13 protein-coding genes and 1 riboswitch are annotated in these 22,888 nt (G+C 52.1%); of the genes, 7 read left to right on the plus strand and 6 right to left on the minus strand.

Features of this window, described 5'->3' with window-relative positions; translation table 11 throughout:
• Positions 1-78: 78 nt before the first annotated feature.
• On the minus strand, positions 79-6,984 hold the full coding sequence (locus D3P07_RS14160) for a SpaA isopeptide-forming pilin-related protein (RefSeq protein ID WP_119800892.1): 6,906 nt from the start codon (positions 6,982-6,984) through the stop codon (positions 79-81).
• Positions 6,985-7,212: 228 nt separating this feature from the next.
• The gene (locus tag D3P07_RS14165) at positions 7,213-8,355 is read right to left on the minus strand and encodes a response regulator (protein WP_119800893.1); all 1,143 of its coding nucleotides are present in this window, start codon (positions 8,353-8,355) and stop codon (positions 7,213-7,215) included.
• Between the two features lie 200 nt (positions 8,356-8,555).
• Here D3P07_RS14165 and D3P07_RS14170 point away from each other — a divergent pair, with 200 nt between their 5' ends.
• The gene (locus D3P07_RS14170) at positions 8,556-9,689 is read left to right on the plus strand and encodes a response regulator (protein ID WP_119800894.1); all 1,134 of its coding nucleotides are present in this window, start codon (positions 8,556-8,558) and stop codon (positions 9,687-9,689) included.
• A gap of 13 nt (positions 9,690-9,702) precedes the next feature.
• Here the strand turns inward: D3P07_RS14170 and D3P07_RS14175 are convergent, their stop codons facing one another.
• Positions 9,703-12,759: an ATP-binding protein gene (locus D3P07_RS14175; RefSeq protein WP_119800895.1), complete on the minus strand. Its 3,057-nt coding sequence runs from the start codon at positions 12,757-12,759 to the stop codon at positions 9,703-9,705.
• A gap of 270 nt (positions 12,760-13,029) precedes the next feature.
• On the opposite strand from D3P07_RS14175, the gene D3P07_RS14180 reads away from it, so the two are divergent.
• The 3 genes from D3P07_RS14180 to D3P07_RS14190 all read left to right on the plus strand — a co-directional run bounded on the left by D3P07_RS14180 (position 13,030) and on the right by D3P07_RS14190 (position 16,082).
• Positions 13,030-14,322 carry a putative bifunctional diguanylate cyclase/phosphodiesterase gene (locus D3P07_RS14180; RefSeq protein ID WP_259391504.1) on the plus strand — a complete coding sequence of 431 codons (1,293 nt, stop codon included), beginning with the start codon at positions 13,030-13,032 and terminating at the stop codon, positions 14,320-14,322.
• Positions 14,323-14,341: 19 nt separating this feature from the next.
• Positions 14,342-15,667 carry a nucleotide sugar dehydrogenase gene (locus tag D3P07_RS14185; protein ID WP_182914328.1) on the plus strand — a complete coding sequence of 442 codons (1,326 nt, stop codon included), beginning with the start codon at positions 14,342-14,344 and terminating at the stop codon, positions 15,665-15,667.
• Positions 15,668-15,827: 160 nt separating this feature from the next.
• A complete protein-coding gene (locus D3P07_RS14190; protein ID WP_119800898.1) occupies positions 15,828-16,082 on the plus strand; it encodes a DUF6953 family protein in 255 nt (84 codons plus the stop codon).
• Here D3P07_RS14190 and D3P07_RS14195 read toward each other — a convergent pair.
• Entirely contained in the window at positions 16,069-16,638 is a 570-nt protein-coding gene (locus D3P07_RS14195) for a hypothetical protein (RefSeq protein ID WP_220482025.1), read from the minus strand. The two genes, D3P07_RS14190 and D3P07_RS14195, sit on opposite strands and share 14 nt — an antisense overlap.
• 306 nt (positions 16,639-16,944) lie before the next feature.
• Here D3P07_RS14195 and D3P07_RS14200 point away from each other — a divergent pair, with 306 nt between their 5' ends.
• From D3P07_RS14200 to mgtE, 3 genes are all read left to right on the plus strand, one after another.
• Complete coding sequence (locus D3P07_RS14200) at positions 16,945-18,420, plus strand: serine hydrolase domain-containing protein (RefSeq protein ID WP_119800899.1); 1,476 nt, start codon at positions 16,945-16,947, stop codon at positions 18,418-18,420.
• A 4-nt stretch (positions 18,421-18,424) separates the two neighbouring features.
• Positions 18,425-19,273 carry a DMT family transporter gene (locus tag D3P07_RS14205; protein WP_119800900.1) on the plus strand — a complete coding sequence of 283 codons (849 nt, stop codon included), beginning with the start codon at positions 18,425-18,427 and terminating at the stop codon, positions 19,271-19,273.
• Positions 19,274-19,366: 93 nt separating this feature from the next.
• Positions 19,367-20,725 (plus strand): magnesium transporter, encoded by a 1,359-nt coding sequence (gene mgtE, locus D3P07_RS14210; protein ID WP_119801201.1) that lies wholly within the window; start codon positions 19,367-19,369, stop codon positions 20,723-20,725.
• 136 nt (positions 20,726-20,861) lie between these two features.
• On the opposite strand, the gene D3P07_RS14215 is transcribed toward mgtE, so the two are convergent.
• Together D3P07_RS14215 and D3P07_RS14220 are read right to left on the minus strand one after the other, a co-directional pair.
• Complete coding sequence (locus D3P07_RS14215) at positions 20,862-21,491, minus strand: cyclodeaminase/cyclohydrolase family protein (protein WP_119800901.1); 630 nt, start codon at positions 21,489-21,491, stop codon at positions 20,862-20,864.
• Positions 21,488-22,348: a bifunctional 5,10-methylenetetrahydrofolate dehydrogenase/5,10-methenyltetrahydrofolate cyclohydrolase gene (locus tag D3P07_RS14220; RefSeq protein ID WP_119800902.1), complete on the minus strand. Its 861-nt coding sequence runs from the start codon at positions 22,346-22,348 to the stop codon at positions 21,488-21,490. Before D3P07_RS14220 ends, D3P07_RS14215 begins: the two co-directional genes overlap by 4 nt.
• Before the next feature lie 80 nt (positions 22,349-22,428).
• Positions 22,429-22,514: riboswitch (ZMP/ZTP riboswitch) on the minus strand.
• Between the last annotated feature and the right edge of the window lie 374 nt (positions 22,515-22,888).

The raw sequence follows: 22,888 nt of genomic DNA on the forward strand, positions 1-22,888 counted from the left end.
AAAAGGAAAAGACCTTGCATATGCGTCCCGGAGAACCGGAGACTTGCTGCAAGGTCTTTACTTGATCCTTTTATTGAATTAGGACTGGCTTACGTTGCGTTTCTTGCGGTACAGCAGCAATGCAGCGCCAAGCAGAATAAGCGCCATGCCGGATAGCGTGAATGGCAGCGTGCTGTCTTCGCCTGTTTTCGGGAGGACTTCAACGCCTTTTACGCCTTCGTTTCCGTCATTTTCGCCTGCAACTTGACCATTGCCGCCGCCTGCGGAATTGCCGTCGTCTTCATTGCCGACTTGTCCGTTGCCATTGTCCGACTCGCCTTGATGGCCTGGCTCTGTTTCGCCGGTCGGATCGCCGTCAGGCTGGTCAGGATTATCTGTAGGTCCCGGCCCAGGCGTAGAGCCGTTGCCTTCTTCGCCAGAGTTTCCTGTTTCACCGGAGTTACCCGGTTCACCGGAGCCAGGCTCATCAGTGTCTCCAGGCTCGCCGCCGGATGGCGATTCTTCGTCAGGAATGTTGACCGACAGATAATTGTAACAGGCTGTCACTTCTGCTTCCTCGCCGCCAACAACTTCGAACGAAAGTATATCTTCGATCAAAGCGTAGCCGCGCGGCGCTTTAATTTGCTTGATAAAGTAGTTGCCTGGAAGCAGCTCGGTCACTCTGACCGTTCCGTCATCGCCGGTGATAGCGATGATTTCCTTGCCGTTGTTGTCCTTAATCGGTTGCTTGTTCTCGTCAAGTACAACGAACTCCGCATCCTTCAACGGACGATCCGGTCTGCAGCCTGCGATCGCGACTACTTTGACCGAGCCATTGGTCTTAGAGTTGGCGAATTTGAATTCCAATAGCTGCTCATCCACCAGCTCGAACTCTAGCGAATCAATTCTCAGGTCATAGCCTGCTGGTGCAGCTGTCTCGATGAAGCGGTAGACGCCTGCTGCCAAATTCTCCACCTTGATCTTACCGTCGGCATCGGTGATTAACCCTGTCTTCACCGGTGCGCCTGCTGCTGTCACCAGGTCGAATGTCGCGCCTGGAAGCGGCGTGTTATGATGTCTGTCTACTTTGGTCAGCACAACGTCGCCGCGGTTGATTTCATTCGTTGCCGTTACTTGCGTAGCAGTTGCCTGGTAAGCATAGATCGTGAATGGAATCGGCGTTTTGTCCAGCTTGTACCCGCGCGGCGCCTTCGTCTCGATCAACTGGTAATCGCCATGCGGCAAGCCAGCGAGATAGATCTTGCCTTTGCTGTCGGTTGTCAGCTCGCCCATGCCGTCGACATTCTCGAATGTTGCGCCATTCTTGAATTGAAGGGCGAATGTCGCGTTGCTAAGTGTCTTGGATGGATTTTCCTTGTCTACCTTAAGCAATTCCAGATCCCAGACGCCTTTCTGGTTGGCGATTTTAATCTCCTTCACTCCGGCACCCAGCGTTACTTTCTGTCCATCCATATACTCGGTTGGAATCAGATACCCCGATGGTGCGACGAGCTCTTTCAGCATGTAATCGCCATATTTGTAGTTCTCGAATGTGGCTATACCATCGATGCCGGTTGTCAGTTCCTCCAGGAGAGTGGTTCCGCTGGCATCATATAAACCGAATTTTGCTCCATCCAGCAATTTGCTGGAGTCGTCTGAGTCAACCTTCACGACTTTCAGGTCGCCTCTGAACGCAGCGTTTGCGAATGTGAATTCAAGCAGCTCTTCGTCCACAAGCTCGAATTCAAACGGTTTAGTCTGAAGATGATAGCCTGCTGGCGCAGCGGTCTCAACGAAGCGGTAGGATCCTGCAGGGAGATTGGTTACTTTGATCTTCCCTTTCGCATCGGTGATTAACCCTGTTTCTACCTTTGCTCCGGCTGCTGTTTCCAGATCGAATGTGGCGCCCGGTAGCAGAGCTTTGTCATATACGTCGATCTTCGTCAGAACAACGTCGCCGCGGTTGATTTCATTCGTTGCCGTTACTTGCGTAGCGGATGCTTGATAAGCATGGATCGTGAATGGAATCGGCGTCTTGTCCAACTGGTAGCCCCTAGGTGCCTTGGTCTCAATCAATTGGTAATCGCCAGGCGGCAAGTCAGCGAGATAGATCTTGCCTTTGCTGTCTGTGATCAGCTCGCCCATGCCGTCGACATTCTCGAATGTTGCGCCATTCTTGAATTGAAGGGCGAATGTCGCGTTGCTGAGTGTCTTGGATGGATTGTCCTTGTCTACCTTAAGCAATTCCAGATCCCAGACGCCCTTCTGGTTGGCGATTTTAATCTCCTTCACTCCGGCACCCAGCGTTACTTTCTGTCCATCCATATACTCGGTTGGAATCAGATACCCCGATGGTGCGACGAGCTCTTTCAGCATGTAATCGCCATATTTGTAGTTCTCGAATGTGGCTATACCATCGATGCCGGTTGTCAGTTCCTCCAGGAGAGTGGTTCCGCTGGCATCATATAAACCGAATTTTGCTCCATCCAGCAATTTGCTGGAGTCGTCTGAGTCAACCTTCACGACTTTCAGGTCGCCTCTGAACGCAGCGTTTGCGAATGTGAATTCAAGCAGCTCTTCGTCCACAAGCTCGAATTCAAACGGTTTAGTCTGAAGATGATAGCCTGCTGGCGCAGCGGTCTCAACGAAGCGGTAGGATCCTGCAGGGAGATTGGTTACTTTGATCTTCCCTTCCGCATCGGTGATCAATGCTGTTTCCACCTTTGCTCCGGCTGCTGTTTCCAGATCGAATGTGGCGCCCGGTAGCGAAACCTTGTCAAGTTCGTCGATCTTCGTCAGCACAACGTCGCCGCGGTTGATTTCATTCGTTGCCGTTACTTGCGTAGCGGTTGCTTGATAAGCATGGATCGTGAATGGAATCGGCGTCTTGTCCAACTGATAGCCCCTAGGTGCCTTGGTCTCGATCAATTGGTAATCGCCAGGCGGCAAGTCAGCGAGATAGATTTTGCCTTGGCTGTTGGTTGTCAGCTCGCCCATGCCGTCGACATTCTCGAATGTTGCGCCATTCTTGAATTGAAGGGCGAATGTCGCGTTGCTGAGTGTCTTGGATGGATTGTCTCGGTCTACCTTAAGCAATTCCAGATCCCAGACGCCCTTCTGGTTGGCGATTTTAATTTCCTTCGCCGCAGCACCCAGCGTCACGATCTGTCCGTCCATATACTCGGTTGGAATCAGGTACCCCGATGGTGCAACGAGCTCCTTCAGTACGTAGTCCCCATATTTGTAGTTCTTGAATACGGCTGTGCCATCCTTGCCGGTTACCAACTCCTTCAAGAGAGTGGTTCCGCTGGCATCGTATAATCCGAATTGCGCTCCCTCGAGCAGCTTGGTGGAGTCGTCTGAGTCAACCTTCACGACTTTCAGGTCGCCTCTGTACGCATTGTTTGCGATTGTGAATTCAAGCAAATCCTCGTCCACAAGCTCGAATTCAAGCGGGTCATTCAGAAGATAATAGCCTGCTGGCGCCGCAGTTTCAATGAAGCGGTAGGTGCCTGCTGGCAAATCCTCTACTTCAATCTTGCCGTCGGCATCGGTGACGAGCCCTGATTTCACCGGTGTGTCGTCTGCTGCCACCAGATCGAATATCGCGCCCGCGAGCGGTGCGTTGTCATACGCGTCTACCTTGGTCAGCACGACATCGCCACGGTTGGCCTCATTCGTTGCCGTTACCTTCACAGCGGCTGCCTGTTCCGCAAAAATCGTGAATGGAACCGGCGTCTTGTCCAGCTTGTACCCGCGCGGCGCCTTCGTCTCGATCAATTGATAGTCGCCAAGAGGCAAGTCGGTCAAGGAGATGATGCCTTGACTATTCGTTCTCAGCTCATCCATGCCGTCCACATCCTCGAACGTTGCGCCATTCAAGAATTGAAGGGCGAATGTCGCATTGCTGAGTGTCTTGGATGGATTGTCTCGGTCTACCTTTAGCAATTCCAGATCCCAGATGCCCTTCTGGTTGGCGACCTTAACTTCCTTGACCGCGGTATCCAGCGTCACTTTCTGTCCGTCTTTATACTCGGTTGAAATCAGGTACCCCGATGGGGCGGCCAGTTCTTTCAACACATAATCTCTATATTTGTAGTTCTCAAATAGGGCAATACCCTTGCTGTCCGTCACCAATTCCTTCAGAAGATTGGTTCCGCTGGCATCATACAGTCCGAACTTTGCTCCGGCAAGCGGAGTGATGGAATCGGCTGCATCGACCTTCACGATTTTGAAGCTGCCCTTAGAACCGGAAGCGCCGCCGCCTGCTCCGGAGAAGCTGGCTTGGAACGAGCTGGATTCCTTTTCGTTGATCGATCCGGATGATTGTCCGGCGAAGGAAGCGTCATTGCCGATCGTTTCTCCATCGCCTGCGTTAATGAAGGACTTATACTCCAGCACGTATGCAGCATCGAACGATTGCTTAAAGGTCAAGCTGAACGTGTTGCCTGCTACTTGAAGCTCATATGCCGCCTCAGGAACAGGAGCACCCTTTGTCAGGTTGCCTTGCTTGTCGGCGATCGTCGTATACAGCTTGAAGGAATCGGTGACTAGCACCTGATTCGACGACAGTGTATCCTTCAATACCGATCCGGCTTCCATATGGGATTGGCTGCGGTCAATCCAGATTGTCCAGAAGGCGAAATCCTGATCCGCGCCTGTGCCTTGGCTGCCAAGCTTCATGACGTATTCATCGCCGTGCAGAGGATTGACTGTATCCGACTGGCTGAATAACATCACAGAAGGTACAGCTGCATCGAACACAACCGCTTCATTGACGTATTGGGACGTGACCGGATGGTTCATCAGGCTTGTCTTGTACGTAATGCGGTAAGCGGAGTCGATTGGCTGAGCGAATGTCAGCTCGAATCCGTCCTTGCCGTCAGACTTCTGAGGCGTAACCGTATAATCCGTTCCAGCTGTCAAAGCGCTGCCCGGTGTTACACTATTGTTCCCGCCATTCAAGGTAAGTTGCTGCACGGTAATGGAGCCTACATCCAGTGTCTGCTCCCCTGTGTAGAAGTCTCGGACAACCGGCTGGCTGATCGAATGAAGGTTGTAGTTCATATCGATCGTCCATGTAATCTCCTTCGTACGGGCATCATATTCGCCCGTCTTGCTGCCGTTGTTTTTCGTATAGTTGTCCGGGTTGACGCTGGCGCTCTTTGCAATAGCGGTTTGCTTGACGCCGGACTCCTCCCACTCGAGCGAAGCATTGTTTTGGTATCTGGCGCTCTTGATTTGGGCCGGTGTATAGAACGTCGGATCGAACGCCGTCTTGTACGTAATGACATGCTTGCCCGTTATCGTCTTCTTAAAATCAATAACGATGCTTTCATTTGATGCATCCGGAGTGACGGTATAATCCGTTTCTTTCGTCAATCCGCTGATGGCTATGCTGCTTGGGAGGAACGTCATCCCTTGGTTGGTGAACTGGTCCTTGATAACTACAGCATCCATCGTCTTCAAATCTTCGTTCAGCGTGAGCTGCCATTCGATCGTTTTATTCTTGTAGTTGACAGCTCCAGAGCCTTTGGAGAAGATCACCTGTCTGAACGACACAGATTCAGAAGCCGTTTTGCTGCCGATCATCTCAACCTCATTAGTCATCGATTGCTTATCATCGTAGATCCGGTTGATTGATTTGGTCGTGTAGCTGATTTCATAGGCCGAATCAATCTTTTTCGTAAAGTTCAAGGTGAATCCGTCGCTATCCGGGGCTACCGTATAGTCGGTGCCGTATTCAAGCGCAGCGCCTGTACGAGACGCGCTGCCGTTATCGGCGATGGTCATCTTATACACAGTGAACGATCCCGTATCCAGCGCATGTTTGGCCGTATCGAACGTATCCTTGACCCAGGCATCTGCCGGCTCAATGGATTGTTCATTGTAGTTGTATCGGATCGTCCACTTGACCGACTGTGTAAACCGGTCGTAATTCGCCAGCTTCTCGATAGGCTTGCTGTAGCGGGCTTGTATGCTGTCATTGCCGGTCTGCGGCGTGGACAGGTTCGTGCCTCTCACTGTCGCTTCGTTGCGATAGGTGGCATCGACGGTTCCTGTGATATTGGTCGCATATTCGACGCGATAAGCGTCTTCAATATCGCCCAATTCCAACTCGAAGCCGTCTGCAACTTGCCTGAGCTGATAGTCGGCTGGATCAGCAAGCTGCTCTCCCTTGCTGGTAGATCCGTTAAGCTGAACTTCAAGCAGGTAGACCTTCACCGAGCTTGTATCCAGCGCAAGTCCGGCCGGAAGCTTATCCTTGAAGATCGCGTTCTGAATCGACTTCTCGCCTTTGTTGAACTCTACGGTCCAGTCGATTCGGCTCGGGTTCATGCCTTTATTGGCTGTACCCGTCTTGTCGAGCTCTTTGCCGCCGCTGCTCTTGAAATGGACAGGGATCGTGATGCCCGCAAAGTCATAGACGATATCCTGCTTCGTTCCGCCCGAGAACTTGCCGGCGTCGAATTGCCTCCATACGTGGAAGTCGCCGTTAAGCTCCAGGTTGTCTTCAATCTCCTGATTGAACGTAAACGTCACCTGGCCGTCCGGCGTGATTACGTACGTACCGATTTCGCCATCCAGCTCTCCTTCCAGCAGCCGGTCGGCTCTGAATTTGTCCGGCAGTTGGAAGGTATAGGTTGATCCAGCACCGTAGCCGTGATCGGCTGGCAGCGTCCAGAGAAATTGGAGCTCCACCCGCGAGCCCTGATCCGGTCTGATGTCCTGGATCCGGTTTCCATCCTCGTCCTTCATCTCGATCGCGGTAATCAGGTTGTCCGTAATAACGCTGGCGGTTGGCGCCGCTGCTATCGTTTCAGCGCCTTCTTCAGGAACCTCCTCTCCAGGGGTTGCTTCCTCTGCCGGATCCACCGTCTCTGCGGTTTCCTCTACGGGGTCCACAACGATCGGTTCGTTGTCGGCGAAGGAAGTAGGTAGTATGACCTGGAACAGCAGGATTGCTGCGGCCACACACTTTAATGCCTTGCTTCTTAACCTCATGCCTGTATGATGCACCTCCAAAAGATTCTATTGTTCGACACTCATTTCTGGATGGTCTGACGATGGGAGTCGAAGGTTGTCAGAACATCAACCAATATACCGTATGCCACTAAATATTTTCTGAATGTAGCCGATAGCTAAAAAAAGCCCCGGGCCTGTTAAGGCCGGGGCAAGGAGCGAAAGGATCAGCATGGCGGTTACGTCTATAAGGTTGGCAGCAAGCTGCGGTCAATCGCCGGTCATGGCATGCCGCTTCCAATCGTCGTACCATTCCGTCAGCTCCCGGCTAGGCGCAACGTTGAACGCCTCTCGAAGCCTGCTTGCGACGGTATGATACAGCTTCATGACTTCGCTGGAATAGTTGAGCGCTGCGTTGGTTTTCATTAGGCCGAAGTAGCCGTCTTCCATATCGGGAGCCCGATCCAGCATGTGCTGGTAGATCGTGGCGGCATCGCCATATTGGCCGTTGCGGTAATACCATACCGCGATTGGCTTGGCTTGCCTCAGCCATACGAGCCGAATGCGGTCTCGTTCCCATTCGGCCCAACTGTAGCGGTGATCGGCCAAATAGTCGGCGCTTTGTTCCGTGTATAGACGGAGGTGAAGCTCCAGCGTATCGGCCGATAGTGGTGGTAGCTCGCGGACATGGGATTCCCAGAGGTCGATATCTACCGCAAGCGAGCCCATTGTCAGTCGGTACCCCCCGTCTTTGTAGATGATCCCCAAATCCAGTTTGGCCGATTCAATCACCTTGCGTATTTGATAGATTGCGGTATGAAGCTGGGCTGTAGCTTTCTTGGCATCGTAATCCGGCCATAGCAAGTCGAGCAACTCCTGCTTGTTGACCGTGAGTCCGCGCCGGTGAATCAGGTAAGCGAACAATTCCTCCGCCTTCAGCGTCTTCCAGGTGAAGGAGCGCGCTTGTCCATATCCGTCCCTGAAATAGAGAGAGGGAAAGCAGCATAGCGTCATCGATTCTTGGACAGCAACCTCTTGCGTGGATAGGACCATCGCCTCCCGTGCCCGTTGCATGGTAATTGACAGCCGATCGGCAGCTACCGGCTTCAGCAAATAGTCGAGCGCGTTAATATCAAAGGCCTTGATGGCGTAATCCTGATAGGCTGTTACAAATACGATGCGGATTTTAGGACGAATGAGCAGCAGGCGTTCCGCTAATTCGAAGCCGTTCATCTCGGGAAGCTCAATATCCAGGAATGCGATATCCGGCTGCTCCGCTTGCGCGGCTTCCAGTGCATCATAGGGATCAAGAAAAGCGCCTGACCACTCCAATTCGCCGCCGGCATGCTGCTTGATGAGCCACTCCATTCGCTGGAGAGCGAGCCGTTCATCGTCTACTAATAGGGCTCTCATATCGTCACCGCCTTTTCTGCATTGATTTTGCGGAAGTTGTCGAACATTAAATTATCATGTCTGGAAGGATCATTCAAGAGAGATGTGGAACCAAGTTAATCAAATGGAAGTATAGATGATATAATCTTCTTAAAATAAATACTAGAAATCAACAGACAGTTATAATAGATGGGAGCAAATCCAGAGTAAGGCGGTAGCGTATGAGAGTAATCCTAATCGATGACGAGCGGCTTGCGCTAGATTATATGGCTTATCAACTGGCCGATTTGCCGAAGCTTGAGATCATTGGCAAGCATACCGATCCTCATAAGGGAAAAGAACATATCATTCAAAGCGATGTGGACATCGTTTTTTTGGATATTCATTTGCCCGAAATCAGCGGTTTGGAGCTGGCGGAACAACTGCTGGAGAAAAAGCCGTACTTAAGCATTGTATTTGTTACAGCCTATAACGATTACGCTGTCAGGGCCTTCGAGCTTGACGCGCTGGACTACATCGTGAAGCCGGTGTTGAAGGAGCGGCTGCTCAAGACGATTAACAGGCTCAAGGAGCGGCGCGAGTCCGCCGGTGATGAGAGGCGGCAAGAGTCCTGTATCCGCATGAAGCTGTTCCGGCAAGCGGAGATCGGGAGCGGCTCGCACCCGTATGAACTGATGCATTGGCGAACGGCTAAGGCCCAGGAGCTGTTCCTGTATTTGCTCCTTCACCGCAAGGAACTCGTACGCAAGTCGACCTTGATCGATCTGCTATGGCCGGAAGCGGAGGATTCGGAGAAGGTATATGCGCAATTGTATACGACGGTATATCATGTCCGTAAGGGTCTGTCGGGCCTTGGCCGCCACTTTGAACTGATGAATGCGACAGACGGCTACCGGCTGGATGTTGTCGATGTGGGGTTCGACGTAGAGGAATGGGAGAGCGCCGTCTCGCTGGATCAGCCGCTTAAAGCGGAGACGATTGACAGGTATACGGCCGCCATGGAATTGTACAGCGGGGACTTTTTGCAAGAATATGATTACTGGTGGGCGGAGGCGGAGCGAGAGCGGCTGCGCCAGCTTTGGCTCAGGGCGTCCCTGCGTATTGCTGAATGGTATGAGTCAAATGGCCAATCGGATCAAGCCATACTTCGCTATTTGGAAATCGGACTTCGCCAGCCTGTCGCGGAAGAAGCTCATTTCGGCTTGATGAAGCTTTTTGCGGCGCAGCGCAATCATGCGGCGGTCCATCGGCAATACCGCGTATTGGAACATACCTTGCAAGCGCAGCTGAATGAGCAGCCGAGCCCATACATTGCGGAGTGGTACAACAAGTGGCTGGAACAAAACAGGGAATGAGCGGATGATCCGTTCATTCCCTGTTTTCTGAAATATGGAAGCTGACCTCGGCTCCTTCGCCTGGCTTGCTCGTGATCGTTAAGCCTCGTCCGTACAACTGCTTGAGCCGCCGGTCTGTATTGCGCAGTCCGATGCCGCCTGCAGGAGCGGAGTCCTCCAGTAGCCGCTTGACCGTGGTCGGGCTCATGCCCGCGCCATCGTCGCGAATTGCGATTCGTGTTCCGCCAGAATGCTTTTCTGCCTGTATGGCGATGGTCCCGCCTTTGGCTTTCTTCAGGATGCCGTGGTTGACGGCATTCTCCACAAGCGGCTGGATGGACAATGGCGGAACCATTGTTCCGCTGTCTGCCCTGATATCCCATTCCACATTCAGCCGCTCACCGAACCGTTCCTGCTCGATATACAGATAAGCCCGAACCAGCTCCAGCTCGCGGTCAAGCTGCACGAGCCGGTCAGAATTATGGAAGTCGTAGCTGATGCGCAGGTATCGGCTGAACACATCTAGCAATTGCTGCATCTTGTCCGGTTGGAAGGTGCCGAGCGCGGCGATTGAGTTCAGCGTATTGAACAGAAAATGCGGCTTGATCTGCGCTTGCAGCCATGCTGCTTCGAGGCGCAGCCGTTCCGCCATCGTCAGCTTCATATCCGTCAACGCGCGAACCCGGCTTCTCAGCTCCAGGCTGTCCACCGGCTTGGCCACATAATCGTTGGCTCCCGCATGAAAGCCGGTATAGATATCGTCCGGGCTGCTCCTTGCGGTAAGCAGCAGAACAGGCAGCTCGACCATCGAGAAGCGCTCTCTTATTTTACGGGCTAGCTCATATCCGGACATATAGGGCATCATGACGTCCGCAATAACCAGATCAGCAGGGTACTGCTCCAACAGTCGAAGAGCTTCGGATCCGCTGGATGCCTTTACCAAGCGGTAATGCTCCTTGCCCAGCACGTTCTCTATAATCGTCAGATTGAGCGGGTCGTCATCGACAGCCAGCACAACTGGTCGGTCAGATTTATCCGTATAGCGGGCTGCTGCTGCCTCGTTGACCCGGTACGTCTCTTGTTCCTCCTTATATTCTTCTGCCGGCAAGAGAAGGCTCTGCCATTCGTGTACAGGGCCTGTCTCCATGCCAGCCGCCGGAAGGGTGAAGCTGAACGTCGATCCTTGGCCGGGGATTGAGCTTGCTTCGATGCTGCCGCCGTGAAGCTCAACCAGCTGTCTGGATATGCTCAGCCCGAGACCGAAGCCGCCTGCGGCCCGATCCAGGCTGGTTTGCCCTTGCTCGTATGGCTGGAAGATGAGCTTCAGGTCGTCATCTGAAATGCCGATTCCCGTATCGGAGACCCGAACGCATACCATCCCATCCCGAGCGGAAGCGCTCACGACAATTTCACCCTCGTCGGTATGTTTTACAGCGTTGTGCAGCAGGTTGAGCAGCACCTGAACCAGCCGGTTTTCATCGGCTATGGCACGTGGCAGCGAGTCAGGGAAGACCGTTCTGAAACGGATAGGCTTGCCCTCCGTCATGAATCTGACCATCTCCAGGACGCCCGCTGTCACTGCGTGCACGTCCAGGGGAGTGGTGTGCAGCGCGATTTGACCCTCCTTAAGACGAGTAGCATCCATCATATCATTCAGCAAGTAAGACATCCGCTTGCCGATCGTGACAAGCAGCTCCAGATTTTTGGCGTTGCGCTCGCTTTGAGGGTGGTCCCGATCTTCCCGTATCGACTGGGCGATATGAATCATGCCGTGAAGCGGATTCCGCAGCTCATGGGAGGTGTTAGCCAGAAATTGGTCTTTGCGCTTGTCGTCGCGTTGAAGCCTGGCTGCCAATTGGCGGTTTTGCTCGCTGGCGCGGACGAAGCGTTTGAACCAGAAGCCTGCAAAGCATAGAAACGCAATAATCAAGTCAACCGGATAATAGATCGGCTGAGAAACTAATCCCCTGCCGGAAATGGATCCCCAAACGACGTTAAGGAATATAGCCGATGTGGCAAACACAAGGAAAAAGGTATCCGGATCGTGCTTAATGGCCTTCTTGAGCGTGCGAAACGATACAAGCAAGGAGAGCGGCAATAAGGCAGTCAGATATCTGGAGTAGCTCAGTACGATCTGGGTAGGCCCGAATATAACGAACAGAAAGAGTACTGCAGATAAAATATGGAACCACACTAAGGAACGGTCTCCGTTGTATAAAGGGAACAGCCGCTTGATCAGCGGAGGCACGACAGCTGCAATGCCCATATAAGCGAAAAAGAGAAGCTTGATCTCCCATTCAAAGGGCAAATTGAGCCAGTGGAACAATAGCCTGTCATCATCCGCGAGTACGCTGAGAACTGCCGTTAGGACTAGCAGGGAAAAATAAATGAGCGTTTTATGGGACGGGCCGAGAAAAAATAAAATAATAGCATACAGACCATGAAGCAGAATAACGACACATAGGATAAGCTGCATGGCTGGGGACATGATGCTTTTGTGCTGAACGGCCTCTTCCGTCCCGAACCACATGGCAGTTGTAATGCCGCCTTTTGGAATAAGGCTGGACATCTGGATCCATAAATCGATAGAGTCGGCGCCGGCTGGGAGCTCGATGGTGGCGGGTCGATTCAAGCCTCTGAATTGTGCTTCCGACTCGGAAGGATGGCCGAATTGCTCAAGCAATGTTCCATTGGCATAAATGGCCGAAGCGAACCTCAGGTTGCCCGTGCGAATGCTATAGGCCTGAGGTTCGCCTGCAGGCAGCCATATGCGCAGTCGGTAGGTTCCGTAGCGATAGGATGAGTTGTAGTCAGCAGAGAATGAACTCGCCCAGCTCCCAGGGACATGAATGAAGGAAGCTGAAGCTGATTCAGAAAGACCAGAATCCCGGAGCTCCATCGGATAGAACTCCCATTCGCCGTTCAGGGCGATAACCCGCTTGGAGGAAGGCTGCCAGTTGCGCAAGTCGAGCTGGCCTTTCTCCGCTTTTGGTTGATGCTGGAAGAGCTCTGTGCTATACCACATCATGCGTATGGAGGTAAGCGCAATAATGAATAGGAATGTGAGTAAGATCAGCTTTTTTGTGTTCATAACAGTCTTTTCGACATGAATTGCCGATCTCCTTTTCAACTGCTCCTAACCTTCGACTATTTCCGGTCATTAGGCATACTTTCATTTTATCATAGGAAACGCCTTGTTTAGAAATTGTTTAGAACAGTTTGATATGCTAGAGCCAGCACTATCCAACTCATCATTTACATACAAGGACTGGTCACTATTGTTGTTCTTTATCTTTTATTACTAGGTGCATTAATCTACATTATCTTGCAAAAGAGGACAAACGCCGCGTTTCGGCAGGAATTGGAGAAGCTGGCTTACCGGGACAGCATTACCGATTTGCCTAACCGTCATGCGATGACGCGTTTTTTCGACAGCTATGAAGCGGATGTCCCTGCAGGCGTTTTGTTTCTGGACTTGGACCACTTCAAGGCTGTTAACGATACATTAGGCCATCATATCGGCGACCTGCTCGTGAAGGAGGTTGGTACCCGTCTCAAAGCTTTCATTGACGGGCCTCGCCAGCAAGTATTCAGAATCGGGGGAGACGAATTTCTCGTGGTGCTGCAAGCTGGGGACAAGGAAGGCGCAGAGCAGCTTGCCAAAGACATCTTTCATCATATGAAAGAGCCTTTCCTCATTGAGCAAAATGAACTCTATGTGACATGCAGTATCGGTATCAGTGTAGGTCCCGTTCGGGATCAGGAGCGTCTTACGCTGCTAAAGGCTGCTGATACCGCCATGTACCGGGCGAAGGCGCTTGGGAAGAATCAATATTGCTTCTATAACGAACAGATTGGTCATGCGCAGATTCGCCGGCTGGAGCTGGAGAAGGACTTGCGCCGGGCCTTCGAGCAGAAGCATTTTTTTTTGGTATATCAGCCGAAGTGGAACGTACAGACGAACAGCTTGTCCGGCTTTGAAGCATTCATACGGTGGAACCACAGCAGGCTGGGCGTCGTTCATCCGGATGAGTTCATCCCGGTTGCCGAGGAGAACGGACTCATCATGCCGCTAACGGAATGGACGCTGGAGGCCGCATGCTCCCAGTGCAAGGAATGGATGGACAAGGGCATTGACCAGCCGGTAGCCGTGAATGTATCACTCAGCCTGTTCCGTAATGACAGTCTGCTAGATACGATCAGAGCCGTGCTGACACAGACGGGGCTGCCGCCGGACCGGCTGGAGCTGGAGATTACGGAATCTGTCGTTCTGCACGATGTGAACGATATAATGAAGCAATTGACTGAAATCCGGGAGCTTGGGATCCGAATAGCGATGGATGACTTCGGAAGCGGCTATTCCGCGCTAGGCTTACTGGACCGGATCCCGATCGATTCGCTGAAACTGGATCGTATGTTCACAAGCGATATCGACAAGCCGGTCAAGCAAACGATGATTCAAGCGATCGTACTCATGGCGGAAAGCCTGAATGTTGAGGTTGTGGCCGAAGGCATCGAGGACCCGCAGCATATGGCACTGCTCCGGGAATTAGGCTGCCATGTGATGCAGGGCTACTATTACAGCAAGCCGATGCAAGCATCCGCGATGGAGGATTGGCTGAATAACGCGGGGCGGACGGTTGACAAGACATAGATCTAGGATGAATGGGGAAATGAGGATGAAGCGGATGATGTTTACGCGATTAGTCAATCGGGAAACCGCGATTGCAATCATCGGTCTCGGACATACCGGCTTGCCGATGGCGCTGGCCTTCTCGAAGCATGTGCCGGTCATCGGTTATGATGCCAATGCCGAACGAATTGAGCGCTATCGCCAGGGAATGGATACAACAGGCGATGTAGGTTTTCAGGCTATTCGGGACAGTCAGGCGGAATTCACCTCGGATGAATCTCGGCTGGAGGAAGCGGATTTCTATATTATAACGGTTCCGACATCAACGGTACGCGGCCTTGCTCCTGATCTGTCTTCTGTCCTCGAAGCCACCCAGACCGTTGCCAGACGATTGAAGGTCGGAGCAATCGTCGTCTATGAAACCACCCTCTATCCGGGCATGATCGAGGAGGCTTGCATCCCCGTGCTGGAGGAAGTGTCCGGCCTGTTGTCCGGCGAGGAATTCAAGGTGGGATGCTCGCCGGGAAGCGGCAGAGGGGACGAATACACAGAGACGGCCCGCAGGGCTGCGAAGAAGGTTGTCTCCGGCATGGATGACGAGACGCTGGATATCGTGGCTAGCGTATACAGCATCATTGCAGATGGAGGCGTATTCCGCGCAGGCAGCATGAAAGCGGCCGAACTGGCGCAAGCCATCGGGAAAGCTCGAAGTGATCTTCACTTGGCCTTTATGAACGAGCTGTCTATGCTGTGCCATCGGCTGGGAATCGATACGAACGCGGCCCTGGAGGCGGCTGGCGTATATGAGGAGGAGCTTCCCATCCGTCCCGGATTGTCTGGCGTACAGAGCGAAGCCGCCGATGCCGATCTGCTGCGGCACGCCGAGGCGGCCGGCTATGCCTTTCCTCTTCTGCGGGCTGGCAGGCATATTAACGATGGCATGGGCAGATATATTGCCCAGCAATTCATTAAGCAGCTGACGGGACTCCGAATGGATATCCGTTTTGCGAGAGTAGGCATTATCGGATTTGCCACGCTTGTGAATAACCCCGACATTCGCCATACGCAGGTGTCTGATATTGTGGATGAGCTGCAGCAATACGGGATTTATCCCATTATTGTCGATCCGCTTGTGGACAGCCGGCTGGCGTATGAGCAATACGGCGTAGAGCTGTCCGATCTATCCGCTCTTCATCATCTGAATGCCGTGCTTGTGGCAACGCCGCACCAGATGATCGCCGATATGGACGTTATGGACTTCGACAAGCTGTTCGGGGACAGCCAGAAGAAGCTGCTTTGCGATGTGAAGGGGATATACAATAGAGAGGAATTCGAGTCGCAAGGCTACCGGTACTGGAGCTTGTAAGTCTAGACGATTGCGCGCCCGATGATCGAGCTGAAGAGATTTAATAGAAGGGCCAAGTCCGATTGCTCTGGGCTTGGCCTTTTTCTATGGTACAATGAACGGAAATAGGTCCCATTAAGCGGATCATGACAAGAAGATGACAGCGATCGGGAGGTCGGACATGAGCGCAACACCGGATGAAATAGCAAGATGGATGTTCAGCGAGATGAAAAATACGGGTGTGCTTTATCAGGCTGCGGCTGTTGAGCATATTCGGGCGCATTACGGAGAGGCCTATATTTATGTGAATGAGAATGGTCATGCGTCGATCGATAAGGAGATCAAGAAGACGTTCAAGAAGCTGCATGGCGGCAAAGCGGCATGGGACCGCGACGCATTCTTCTGGGGCTGGACTTCGGCGATTAAGGAAGACTGACGCCGACAGGCTGCAGCGCCTCTTCGGACACTTCGGACAAGGCGGGAGCGGCCGGTTGCTTGCCGCTTCTTTTGCTTTTCAGCAGACGATGCAGGGTGAGCACATGGGCTTTCTCCAGGTTCATCATAATGCCAAAAGCGCTTGTATAAAGCGTCAAGCTAATGATGTTCATATTGCCGGACAAAATGAAGTTGATATGCATGAACATGCAGATGAGGACGGATGGCAGAATCCAGACGCCAAGGATGAGAAAGACGCCGAGAATGACTTGGACAGCGGGAATGATGTAGTTGAAGGGCAATACTTCGTTCAGGCAGAAGTGCTCAATGAAGGTTTTGTAGAACTCTGGAACATTGGGCTTTAATAGAGCGGCGTTGAAGTAGTCAGTCAGGAACTGCCCCGGATACTGGTACCAGGACGCTTCTCCGGCTTTCCCCGACATTTTGGTCAGGCCTGCCATCAGCCATCCGAATCCAAACAGGACTCTCATCAGCGTCACGAGCAGTTGGTACGAGGACGACCATAGCTTAGTCTTATTCTGTTTTATACGAATCACATGAATCCCCCCTAATCAAATATTCGACAGCAGTTGCGGTCAGCTTGCGGAATGGTGAAGCGAGTTGCGAGGTTTAGCGAAGGTCGTCGTAAGCGCTCTCTATTTACTACTACATTCTACAAAAATAACCAAACCTTGTATTTGGGCCGATTAGTATGTTTTTTGCGCAAGAAGTGGGACTTTAGATCGTTTTTTATGTAGATTTTGTAAGAATATGAGCTCGAAAGGGCTCGTTTGAACAGGTTGACTGTTTTTTGGGAGCATACGGGCGTGTTTTCCATTACGTATTAAAGGGGGGAGCGCAAGATGATTCCGAAGGATATGCCAGAGAACCATGGCCTGTCTTCACAAGATTTGCTTGCATTTTTTCGTAAAATCGAGAGTCTTGACCTCGCTGTGAACGGCTTCATGCTGCTGCAAGACGGGAAGGCAACAGCCGAGTTTTGGCGGGAGCCTTATCGAAAGGATAGCGAGCAGGTCCTGTTTTCGCTGAGCAAAAGCTTTACTTCTATTGCGATTGGCATCGCCTGGGATGAGGGATACCTCAGCTTGGATGATCAGGTGGCGGCCTTCTTTCCGGATAAACGGCCTGATCCTGTATCACCGCATTTGGAGAAGATGACGATTCACCATCTGCTGTCGATGAATGCAGGGCATCAAGCCAATATTTACGAAGCGGTCGTGAAGCAGCAGGATTGGGTGAAGGCCTTTCTTTCGCTTGAGGTGGAGCATGAGCCGGGGAGCTATTATCAATACAGTACACCGGCTGCGTATATGCTCTCGGCTATTCTGCAGCGTGCAACGGGTGAAGGTTTGGTCGACTTCCTGATGCCGAGATTGTTCGAGCCGCTGGGCATTCCGAGACCTTCTTGGGAGACCTGTCCGCTGGGCATTGCAGCAGGAGGGATGGGACTTAGCTTATCAGCAGAAGGCGTCGCTAAATTCGGATTGATGTTGCTGCATAAGGGGTCGTTCGAGGGACGAAGAATCGTATCGGAGCGGTATATTGAATTAGCGGTAGCTGAACATAGCGACAATCGCAAGGAAGGCGCCCCTATCGATGCGGCTCAAGGCTATGGCTATCAATTTCATAGATGCCGGCGCGGCTGTTATCGAGGCGACGGAGCGTTCGGCCAGCTTTGCTTTGTTGCGCCGCAGCATAATCTGGTCATTGCGGCGAATTGCAGCTTTCCTTCGATGAGGCCACTACACACTTTATTGGACCTTATCTATGAACATATTATCGACCAGCTAGACGCTAACGCTTCTCTGCCAACAGTAGAAGGAGCAGAGATGAGTTTTAGGTTTAAGAGACAGTCCGCGGTGTTGCCAGCTGCTGTAGCTTCGGAGAATCATCCTTATTGGAGTAGGGTGAGCAAGAGCTACCGGATGGCGGATAATCCGAATGGCGTGGAGCAGATGATCATCAGCTTGAATCATGATGAGCTTGAGCTTAGGCTCCATTATAGGGATGGCCGTGAACAATCGCTGCCTTTTCATTTCAGCCAGCCGGTAGAGGCTGAGACCGTCTTCTGGAAGGACCTTTGTTTGCATATGCAGAAGGTGGTTACGTATGCTGCTTGGAGAGATAACACCACATTGCAGCTAACTATGTACTATATTGAAACTCCTTATGTGGTTGACTATACAATCAGGCTGGATGAAGTGTCTATTGATGTTCAATTTGATATCAATGTCTCGATGAATTTGAGCGGGTATCATATGACGGGAAGCTTGGAGACAGGCCATCAGGAAAACTTACATCTAGCGAGAAGGCAGTGAAATAATGGTTGGATTAGCATTTGCATTAGTGCTGGGTTCTGGATTTGTTCATTCCATCTGGAACTTGTATACGAAAAAAAGCATGAATAAAATCGTGTTTCTGTGGCTCTGTCAAATCATTTCGGTCATCGTTCTGATGCCATGGGCGATTATCGAGTGGGATGTCTCGCAGTTCTCAGGCGCGGCTTTCCTTCTGATGCTGGCTTCCGTAGCTTTGCACGGGATGTATATCACCTTGCTTGCCGCAACCTATACGATAGGGGACCTGTCGCAAGTTTATCCCATTATGAGAGGAACGAGCCCGCTGCTGGTGCCGCTTATGGCGGTCGTATTTCTGAATGAGTCGCTTAGTCCGATGGGATGGGTTGGGGTGGTCACAATTGTGGCCGGCATCCTGTTCTTGAGCGAAATCAAGCTGAAGCGGGTACAGGGAACATCGGCGAAAGCTCCGCTGCTCGCCCTGTCTGTCGGGCTTTGCATCGCCGGTTATATTGTGATAGATAAGATGGCGCTGGACTACTTCCCCGCCGTCATCGTACTTCAGGCTACTAATGTTGGCAATGTCCTGGTGCTGACCTGGTCCGCGCTTCGTTCCCGTGCGATCGGACAGGAGCTGCGCGTCAATTGGAAGCCGATGCTGCTTGGAGGCTTGCTTGCTCCAGGCGGATATCTGCTGTTCTTATTTGCGGTATCTTTTGCGCCGGTGGCGCAGCTAGCCCCCATGCGGGAGATCGGGACGGTCTTCGGAACGCTGCTGGGCATATTTATATTACGTGAGCAGCAAGGGCAGAGGCGAATCATTACTTCTATTTTGATTACAGCGGGGATTATCATCCTTGGCCTTTGGGGATAGACAACGGCTTCGCTGCAATATTTTCGGGGAAATAGGGTATAAGGGTAAAGAGGTATGTTTTCATTGCAAGCAGGATGGGAGGTGGCTGGGCCATTGATTATGAATCTTAGCGATACAGAGCTTGACTTGCTCGTCCAGAATGCGATTAAAGAAGGAGACCGGGCGAAAGTCCAGAGCGTTGCGGAGGAGCTGCAGCCGTACGATATGGCGGCCGTCTATGGTCGTCTGCCGGATAAGTTCCGCGCCGGATTCGTTATCTATATGACCATTGAGCAGTTGACTGCAATGGTCGGCGAGATGGAGCAGGGGCAGCAGGTTGAGGTGTTTGCGCTGCTTGGCGTGGAGCGGACGGCGGAGCTGATGGACCGGATGGACAATGATGACCTTGCCGTCCTGCTCGGAGGTTTGTCCGAGGAGCGGAAGAAGTCGTTCCTGGACTACATGAAGAAGGAAGAAGTTATCGCGGTACAACACTTGATGGCTTATGCGCCGGAGACGGCGGGCCGGATCATGACGAACCGTTATGTCTGGATACCGAGTCATTATAATGTACGCGATACGGTCGATAAGCTGAAGGATTTCGCTGAGATTGCGGAGTCGATCAACTATCTCTACGTCGTGGATGAGAAGAAGAAGCTTATCGGCGTCGTATCGTACCGCGATTTGATCCTGGCGGAGATCGGCGATCAGATTACGGATATTATGTATGAGCGGGTCATTGCTGTTCCGGTCGATATGGACCAAGAGGAAGTAGCCCGCCGGATCGAAAGGTATAACTTTCTTGCCATTCCCGTTGTGGAAGAGGACGGCGTGCTTGTCGGTATCGTCACGGTCGATGATATTATCGACGTCGTGATCCGGGAGGCATCGGAGGATATTGCGAAGATGTCCGCATCGGGCAAGTCGATCGACTTCGATACAAAGGCCCATGTGGCAGCATACCGAAGGCTGCCTTGGCTGATTCTTCTCTTGCTGATTGGCATCCTGTCAGGGACGATTATTAGCCGGTTCGAGGAGACGCTGGATAAAGTGGTAGCGCTGGCTTTCTTCATGCCGATGATAGCAGGGATGACAGGAAATACGGGAACACAATCGCTGGCGGTTGTCGTTCGCGGCTTGACGACGAAGGAAGTGACCAGCGGCGTCGTCCGAAGGCTGGTGTGGCGCGAGCTGATGGTCGGGCTGATGATCGGCGGCATCTGCGGCGTGCTGATCTCCATCATTGCGTACATCTGGCAAGGAAGTCCCATTCTGGGCCTTGTGGTTGGCGCTTCGCTTGTCATGACCCTTATTATAGGCACACTGGCGGGCACGGTTATTCCGCTGATGCTGTATAAGCTGAAGGTTGACCCCGCTGTAGCGTCAGGTCCGCTCATTACAACGCTTAACGATATTTTGTCTTTGCTGATTTACTTTGGCATTGCCACAGCGTTCCTGGAGTACTTGATCTAACGAGGGCTGGCTCTGTCATTGAGCATCACCTTAACCATGCAACCTCATGAACGTTCATAAAAAGGAATAAGAGACTCCAAATCACGCAGAAGTGGTTTGGAGTCTCTTTCGCATATCGGTATGCCATGACGCTTCGTTACATTCTCTGGCGGGCTGTATGCAGAATAGCCTTGCTTCGCCTCTCCGTCTCGTCCATAAGCGCAGCAGCCTGCTCTGCATAACGGTTCTTTATAGCCGACTCCGGCATGGAACGGAGATTAATCTCCACGGTGAGCAGGGCGGAACGCGCTGCCGCCTCGAACAAAATAGCGCCGATGCCAAGGTCGGAGATGACATGCTTGTTGGCAGAGTCGGCAATTGCGGCAGTGCTGATTATGCCGTCCCGGCATAATCTCATCAGGCGAAGCGGAACCTCAATCGCGTGTATGGTCGCTGACTCCAGGGCAAGCTTGCGCGAAGCCTTCTCGTCTTCTGTCGATTTTGGCAGCTTTAGTGCCGTCATATAGCCGTTGAACGACTCAATATCGGCATGAAGCAGCTCCTCTGATGCTGTGGACAGGTATCGCATCTTCGATAGCGTCTCCTGAATTTGCGCTTCATGGGCAGCAAATTTCTCGCCTTGGGACAAACTGCCGGCCATCGCCGTCATGGAGGCGCCGAGCGCTGCGACTAACGCGGCCACGCTGCCGCCGCCGGGAGTAGGATCGGAGCTCCCCGCTTGGTGCAGGAAGCGGTGGATGGAATCATCCCACGATACGCTGCTCATAGCTGTTCCTCCCTTCCTTGTTGGATGCGAATGGCTTTCATCAGGTTTTGAAACAGGATGGCTGTGGTCAGTGTGCCTACTCCGCCCGGCACCGGGGATACGGCAGTGACATAGGCGTCAAGATCGGCTGCTCCGTCGCCGGTAATACGGCCGTCCTCCGTTTCATTGATGCCGGCGTCCACGACGATCAGTCTGTCATGGACCATGGCCGAGGTGATTCGGTTTGGCCTGCCAACAGCCAGAAAAGCAATATCTGCATGGCTCAAATGGGAAGCAATGTCAGGTGTGCGGGAATGGCAGACGGTGACCGTAGACTGCTCGCGCTGAAGCAAGTGGAATAGAGGGAGACCGACGGTCTGGCCTCTTCCGACCAATGTGACGTTTTTGCCTTCCAAAGCGAAGCCGTAGTGCTTCAGCAGATAGATGCAGGCTTGGGGGGTGGCGGGATACAGGCCTGGCTCTCCCGTCATCGTCGCCAATTTGTTCTGCGGCGTTACACCGTCGATGTCTTTGCTTGGCCGAATCTCCCGCTCGACCTTTCTTGCCGAGATATGCTGCGGCAGAGGGAGCTCCAGCATGATGCCGTGAACGGATGCGTCCTCGTTCAGCTGGCGGACGAGCGCCATGATTTCGGCTTCTTCTGCGTCGGCTTGGAATGCATGAAGGCAGAAGGATACGCCAAGCCGCTCGGCGATCCTGCGCTTTGCTTCTGCATAATAAGCGGAAGCGGGGTCTCCATCGACAATAATCGCAGCAAGATGGGGCGTAATGCCTTCCATGCCAAGGGCACTCACCTCAGCCATAATTTCCGTGTTGATTCGATTCGCAGCTTCCTTGGCTTTCATCAGCAATGCCATGCTTGCATCCTCCTCAGCGGGTAATTTTCGAAAAAAATGAAAAAAAGCATCCGCGTCAGCTCATAACGAGCCGGCTGCAGACACTTCTCCCAGGCGAACGGACGGTTACCGATCGTATGCTCCCTCGTGGTTCATTCCACTCTCTTCGCCAGTCGCATACGACGTTATTTTTATATCACTTATTATCTCCGCAATCGAATAGAAGGTCAAGAAGATTGACAAAAAATGACTTGAATCCTATTAGTATGATGCGGTAACGGATATCCATCTCATTTATCCCTTGCGCAAGAAGAAAAACAGCAGCCCTGAAAAATCTTTATTACAATTTATTCCTTATGAAGCTTGCGAAAACGATAAATAAAGCACTTACATTCATGAAAAGTGTAAAAAATCGACGAAATCCGTCTCTCTCTATCGGGTTATATGGCCATTACTATTGAAAGCTCTAGGTTGACACGGTAATTAAAGTGCATTACTATTTGGCCATTACATTAATACTATGCGGTTAGTAAGGATTTATTTTGTCATATAACCTCGTCA

The sequence above is a fragment of the Paenibacillus sp. 1011MAR3C5 genome (genome assembly GCF_003591485.1).
Taxonomy (GTDB): domain Bacteria; phylum Bacillota; class Bacilli; order Paenibacillales; family Paenibacillaceae; genus Pristimantibacillus.